Origin of the sequence: Brevibacterium mcbrellneri ATCC 49030, from assembly GCF_000178455.1 — a bacterium.
Lineage (GTDB): Bacteria > Actinomycetota > Actinomycetes > Actinomycetales > Brevibacteriaceae > Brevibacterium > Brevibacterium mcbrellneri.
In genome coordinates this window covers 126,689-133,015 of record NZ_ADNU01000046.1, presented here as the reverse complement: position 1 = coordinate 133,015, position 6,327 = coordinate 126,689, and the positions used below count along the sequence as shown (strand labels likewise).

Here is a 6,327-nt window from a genome sequence, read left to right as displayed (position 1 = left end):
CTCCGCGCACAAAACTTTTCGGGGTCTCACTTCTGTGAGGCCCCGAAATTTTTTGATTCACGTGTGGGTGGTGGGTCCCTATTGCAAGGCATAGTCAATATCTATTGACTGGAGATTTGCTAATTGACAGGGGCTATTGTATGGTTGAGTCAACGCCGGAGATCCGGTGACAATCCCAAAGCCAAAGGAGAACAGTATGTCCGTTCTTAACACTCAGATTCTTCCGTTCGAGGCAACCGCATTCCGCAACGGTGAGTTCGTTGAACTTAGCGAAAAGGACCTCGAAGGTAAGTGGTCCATCTTCTTCTTCTACCCAGCAGACTTCACGTTCGTGTGCCCAACCGAACTGGGTGACATGGCTGACAACTACGACGAGTTCCAGAAGCTCGGAGTAGACATTTACTCGGTGTCCACTGACACCCACTTCGTTCACAAGGCATGGCACGAATCGTCGGAGACGATCGGCAAGATTCAGTACGCAATGATCGGTGACCCATCAGGTCAGATCACGCGCAACTTCGACAACATGCGTGAAGGTCAGGGACTCGCAGACCGCGGTACCTTCCTCATTGACCCAGACGGCATCATCCAGTACCTCGAAATCACTCCAGAAGGTGTGGGTCGTAACGCATCTGAGCTACTGCGCAAGGTTAAGGCTGCTCAGTATGTGCGCAACCACCCAGGCGAGGTTTGCCCAGCTAAGTGGGAAGAAGAGCAGGAAACCCTGGTTCCTGGTATTGACCTCGTGGGCAAGATCTAATCTCGCCACAAAAGCGACACATAGATTTCCAGGTTTAGGTAAAAGAGGGGGCCAACCGTGCTTGACGCCAATTTGAAAAATCAGCTTAAGACGATCCTGACTGAAAAGGTTACCAAGGACGTTGTACTTGCCTCGTCACTGGACGACAGCAAGAAATCGGCCGAAATGGCTGAACTGCTCGACCAGATCGCAGAACTGTCGGATCGAGTGACACACGAACGCCGTGACGACTACGACGAACGTCGTCCGTCGTTTGCGATCGAACGCCCAGGCGCTGACATCTCGATCCGCTTTGCAGGATTGCCACTTGGGCACGAGTTCAGTTCACTGGTTTTGGCGTTGGCACAGGTTGGCGGCAACCCCGTCAAAGAATCCGAAGAGACCATCGCAGCAGTCAAGGGCTTGGACAAGGACCTGAAGTTTGTCACGTACATGTCCCTGACCTGTCAAAACTGCCCTACTGTTGTGCAGGCTCTGAACACGATGGCCGTGCTCAACCCACGAATTGAGCACGTTGCCGTTGAAGGTTCGACCTTCCAAGATGAAGTGAGCGAGAAGAACATTCAGGCTGTTCCCACTATCTTCCTCAACGGTAAAGAGTGGGGCTCAGGCCGCATGGACATCGCAGACTTCGTGGACCGCTTGGACGACTCGGCATCTGAGCGACTGGCAGAATCGGTCAAGGATAAAGACCCGTTCGACGTCTTGGTTGTCGGTGGAGGTTCCGCAGCTGTTGCAGCATCAATCTACGCGGCTCGTAAGGGTCTGCGGACAGGAATGGTTGCAGACCGCGTCGGTGGTCAGATTCTAGACACCGTGGGAATTGAAAACTTCATTTCGTACCCGTACACAGAAGGTCCTAAGCTGGCAGCTCAGTTCGTTGAGCACATGGACCAGTACGACATCGACGTGATCCGTCCCATCAAGGCCGAGAAGCTTGTACCCGCTGAGACTGAAGGTGACCTCCACACGGTAGTTCTCACCGGTGGTAGTGAACTCAAGTCGAAGACGGTCGTAGTAGCTACCGGTGCGCGTTGGCGTGAGCTTGGCGTGCCAGGTGACCACGAGTACCGCAACAAGGGCGTGACGTTCTGCCCGCACTGTGACGGTCCGTTCTTCAAGGGTAAGAACATCGCTGTTGTGGGTGGCGGTAACTCCGGTATTGAGGCTGCTATTGACCTCGCTGGAATCGTTGGCCACGTTACGGTGATGGAGTTTATGGACGACCTCAAGGCCGACGAGGTTCTCCAGCGCAAGCTGAAGTCCATGGACAATGTCGACATCATCTTGTCCGCCGCTTCGAAGGAAGTTCTGGGCGATGGCAAGAACGTGACAGGGCTCAAGTACGAAGACCGCAACACCGGTGAACTGCACGAGCTGGATGTCAACGGAATCTTCGTTCAGATCGGCTTGTTGCCCAACACCGAATGGGTCAAGGGTGCGGTCGACATGAACGGTCGTGGTGAGGTTGAAGTCCAAGCCAATGGAGCCACCTCGGTGCCAGGTATCTTTGCTGCGGGTGACGCGACAACTGCTCCTTACAAGCAGATCGTGACCTCGCTGGGTGCCGGTGCGACAGCCGCGTTGGCAGCGTTTGACTACCTGATTAGGCAGTCAGCTCCACAGGAGTAACACAGGACTAAGAGAACGGGGTTCAGTTTGGCAGTCGTCAGATTGAACCCCGTTTAGCGTTTGGGGTGTTTGATGAATCTGCGCGATTTTGAGTATTTGATAGCGCTGGACGAGTTTCGCCATTTTGGGCAGGCCGCTCAGTCGTGTGAAGTGAGCCAGCCTACTTTGTCTACGCAGTTGAAGAAGCTAGAAGACGAACTAGGCACGCCACTCATTGAGCGGAGTGGTCGGAACATGCAGCTGACCCGTGTGGGTCAGGAGGTGGTTGCTCGTGCCCGCAAGGTGGTCGAGCAGGTCGCTGAGATGCGCAGTATCGCCCGGCACGCCTCTGATCCGCGTTCTGGTGAGATCCGGGTGGGCTGTTTTCCGACGTTGAACCCTTACTTGCTTCCCCATGCGATGCCAGCGTTGAAGAAGTCACTTCCGTCGTTGAGTGTGTTGGTGGTTGAGGAGAAGACTCAGACTCTCGAGGACATGCTTGATCGTGGGGAGCTCGACGCGATCATTGTTGGTACTCCGGTCGTTCGTTCAGGTATTGATGTGCTTCCGCTGTTTCGCGAAGATTTTCTGTTCGCTGGGCCTGCACATGATCCGGAGATGTCGAGCGATGACAAGTTGTTGGTAAGTGACTTAGAAGGCGAAGAGCTACTTTTGCTTTCTGAGGGGCACTGTCTACGTGACCAAGCTTTGCAAGTGTGTAAGACGAGCAAGGCGTCTGAGCAGGTGAACTACCGTGCAACCAGTCTTGAAACCTTGCGTCACATGGTGGTCTCTGGAGCTGGGCACACGTTGATGCCCAAGCTTGCAGTGACACCACCGGTAACGCCTAATCCGGGGCTGGTGCTCAAGGAGTTTGCAGACCCGGCACCCCACCGCGATGTGATGTTGGCGTGGCGCTCAGGGAGTGTATATAGGGAGGTTTTCCCCCAGCTCGCCGAGGTCCTTCGCAACTCCGTAGCGGATATTGTCACGCTGTTGTAGGCCGGAGCTATGGTTCTGAGCAGTCATGGTGTGCAGTCGGGGCCGGTGGGGTCTTCTTTGCAGGATTTGTTGACGAGGTATTTGTGGAACCGGTAGATGCGTAAATCGGCGTTTGAGGATTGGATGTCTGTGGTGCCGGGGATGGTGATCCATGGGCTGTCACCGATCTTGTACATGCCGCTGTACGTGGTTGCCAGTTTCACGGTGACGTTACCCGGTGCTGTGTACACGTTATAGATACGGGCTTTGTTGATGTCAGTAGGTTTGTTTCCTGGGTGTTGAGTGTGCAGCGTGTTCCCGTCGCCAAAATTCCAGTGGTACTTGCGTGGGATGGCTTTCACAGTGATCGGGTAGCCCAGGATCGTGTCGTTTATGTATTGGATTGACGAGTCAGCCCAGAATGCTGTTTTCCGGTGCGCGATACCCCACGAATCACCGGGCAGAGAGTTAATCACCGATGGGGGAATCGAGTACTTCTTGAATTGGGTTTCCATGAACGTAGGCGACGGAGGAGGCGGCGGTGGCGGAGCGTCCGCAGGTCCCGAGGTGGCTGGTAGGTCGATCCTTCCACAAATAGCGCCCGGCAGGCTCTGGGGACAGAAGTCCCCGTTTCCTTTACCCGACGAACCGTTCTTCCCATTACCCGAACGCTTACCAGAGCGTTTATTCGAATCAGACTTCGAGTTGTTAGACCCTGAGTTGTTACCAGAGTTAGTGCGTGTGGAACTACAGCGGGCGCCATCACCCTGATCCCATACGCAATCGCCAGGAGTGCTTTGGGCGACCGGAGCCGAGAATAAGGTGAGACCAACAATCAGTAGTGAAGTGCCAAAAGACAAAGCAAGTCTCATGTCAACAGTCCTCGCTGTATAGTTCCTGGACTGCCACTTTCCAGGTGGAACTCTCTTTTTCGAGAGTCCAAATCATTCTCGCCTCATCCCTGAGTTTTTCGTCTGATGACTTATCGGAGGCCTCGCGTACACCCCAGTTGTCCGCCGGTAGGCATGCGCTGATCGAAAACTCGTTTTTGCTTTCCTTAGTGACCTGCATTTCATGGATGTGAAAACCATCAGACACGATGTGACCGAGAAATTTCTTCTTCTCTTTACGGAAATTTGACGCAGTTTTATTGAGCCCATCTTTTGCTCTGCCGACTGACACGTTGTCTATATTGAGCGTGTCCTCACCACCGGACTTCATGACTTGTTCTGACACGAAGATGTACCGTTGCAAACCAATCAGCGCTTCTTCTGCTGCGAGCATTTCTTCGGCGGTGAGGTCCAGGTCTGTTGTGTATTCGGGGACCTCGAACTTAGGGATTGGTTCCGAGGTGGGAGTAGGGGACTGCTCATGCTCACCGGGCTGTGGCGCTGCCTCTGTTTGCGGTAACTCTTGCGAGCACCCAGTAAGTACCAGCGCGCCAACAGCACACACGGCAATCAAGCGTCTATGAACATTCACGGTCATGGTGTGCACTCCTTCGTGCGACCAGTTCTAAGAATGCCTACAAGTTTATTCCGTCACAAACCAAACCGGAAGACCTCAACGGAATCTGTGGATAACTCAAAGAGCCGTGACGTCCACAAAACAACTAGGGGCCCTCGCTACCAACGTAACGAGAACCCCTAGAAACAAAAACCATAATCATGGCTGCTAGCTATAGCTACTGCAATGCATCACACAGTCTTAAACGCGACTACAGCGTTGTGGCCACCAAACCCAAACGAATTGGACAGCGCCACAAAGTCATCCTTAGGGAGCTCACCTGGAGTGTCACGCACAATGTTCAGGTTGATCTCCGGGTCAACTTCCTCAATGTTGATAGTCGGAGGCGCCATTCGGTGATGCACCGCAAGAGCGGTAAAGATCGACTCAACCGCACCAGCACCACCAAGCAAGTGTCCAGTCATCGACTTAGTCGCTGACACCAGTGCGTCAGACGTGTGCTCGCCCAGAAGCTTGTTAATCGCAACCGATTCAGGCACATCACCTACAGGAGTTGAGGTGGCGTGCGCGTTAATGTGTTTCACCTCAGCCGCAGTAGCACCCGCGGTTTCCAACGCAGTACGCATCGCACGAATTGAGCCCGCACCTTCAGGTTCACCCGCAGTAATGTGATAAGCGTCGTTCGACAGACCCCAGCCTGCCACCTCGGCGTAAATCCGGGCACCGCGCGCTTCGGCGCTTTCACGGCTTTCGAGCACCAACGCGCCAGAACCTTCACCCATCACAAAGCCATCGCGATTCACATCGTATGGACGTGACGCAGTTTCAGGTGAGTCATTGCGCTTTGACAACGCCCGCATAGAAGAAAAAGCAGACAACGTAATGGGGTGCACTGCCGATTCAGCGCCACCAGCAATGATGACATCAGCGCGGCCATCACGAATCAAATCAACAGCGTGGCCCAAAGATTCAGTAGACGAAGCACACGCGGAAACTAAGGTCTGAACCCCAGCACGCGCCTTGAACTCCATGCCAAGAGCTGCCGCAGGGCCGTTAGGCATCAGCATGGGCACAGTCAAAGGCATGACACGGCGTGAACCTTCTTCACGCAACGTGTCCCACGCGTTCAGAAGCGTCCACACGCCACCAATTCCGGTAGCCCATGACACGGCCAGACGTTCGGGGTCTACTTCGGGGGACTGGGCATCAGCCCACGCCTCACGGGCCGCAATCAGGGCAAGCTGGCTTGCAGGGTCAAGGCGCTTGGCTTCGACGCGAGACAGTTTCTCAGGCACCACGTCAGAATTGACAGTGGCAGCAAAATTGACCGGAATGCCGTACTTTTCGGCCCAGTCGTTGTCAAGGGTCTTTGCGCCCGATGTCCCTGATAAGGCTGCGTCCCAGGTTTCCTGGGCGGTCGCGCCTAGGGGAGTGACGGCACCAATTCCGGTGACGACAACAGAGTTAGTCATGAAGAGTCCTCGTCGATAAAAGTGAAAGCGGGGTAG

Annotated in this window: 6 protein-coding genes; 3 read left to right on the top strand and 3 right to left on the bottom strand. The window is 54.4% G+C overall.

The window, feature by feature from the left end:
* Positions 1 to 196: 196 nt before the first annotated feature.
* The 3 genes from ahpC (at position 197) to HMPREF0183_RS08210 (ending at position 3,373) form a co-directional block, all read left to right on the top strand.
* Positions 197 to 760: an alkyl hydroperoxide reductase subunit C gene (gene ahpC / locus HMPREF0183_RS08220; RefSeq protein WP_005884901.1), complete on the top strand. Its 564-nt coding sequence runs from the start codon at positions 197 to 199 to the stop codon at positions 758 to 760.
* 57 nt (positions 761 to 817) lie between these two features.
* Positions 818 to 2,392 carry an alkyl hydroperoxide reductase subunit F gene (gene ahpF / locus HMPREF0183_RS08215; RefSeq protein ID WP_005884899.1) on the top strand — a complete coding sequence of 525 codons (1,575 nt, stop codon included), beginning with the start codon at positions 818 to 820 and terminating at the stop codon, positions 2,390 to 2,392.
* Between the two features lie 72 nt (positions 2,393 to 2,464).
* The gene (locus HMPREF0183_RS08210; protein WP_005884897.1) at positions 2,465 to 3,373 is read left to right on the top strand and encodes a LysR substrate-binding domain-containing protein; all 909 of its coding nucleotides are present in this window, start codon (positions 2,465 to 2,467) and stop codon (positions 3,371 to 3,373) included.
* 23 nt (positions 3,374 to 3,396) lie between these two features.
* Here the strand turns inward: HMPREF0183_RS08210 and HMPREF0183_RS08205 are convergent, their stop codons facing one another.
* The 3 genes from HMPREF0183_RS08205 to HMPREF0183_RS08195 form a co-directional block, all read right to left on the bottom strand.
* Positions 3,397 to 3,867 carry a hypothetical protein gene (locus HMPREF0183_RS08205; protein WP_005884895.1) on the bottom strand — a complete coding sequence of 157 codons (471 nt, stop codon included), beginning with the start codon at positions 3,865 to 3,867 and terminating at the stop codon, positions 3,397 to 3,399.
* A gap of 358 nt (positions 3,868 to 4,225) precedes the next feature.
* Positions 4,226 to 4,840 (bottom strand): hypothetical protein, encoded by a 615-nt coding sequence (locus tag HMPREF0183_RS08200; RefSeq protein WP_005884893.1) that lies wholly within the window; start codon positions 4,838 to 4,840, stop codon positions 4,226 to 4,228.
* A gap of 209 nt (positions 4,841 to 5,049) precedes the next feature.
* Complete coding sequence (locus HMPREF0183_RS08195) at positions 5,050 to 6,291, bottom strand: beta-ketoacyl-[acyl-carrier-protein] synthase family protein (protein WP_005884891.1); 1,242 nt, start codon at positions 6,289 to 6,291, stop codon at positions 5,050 to 5,052.
* Positions 6,292 to 6,327 lie beyond the last annotated feature (36 nt).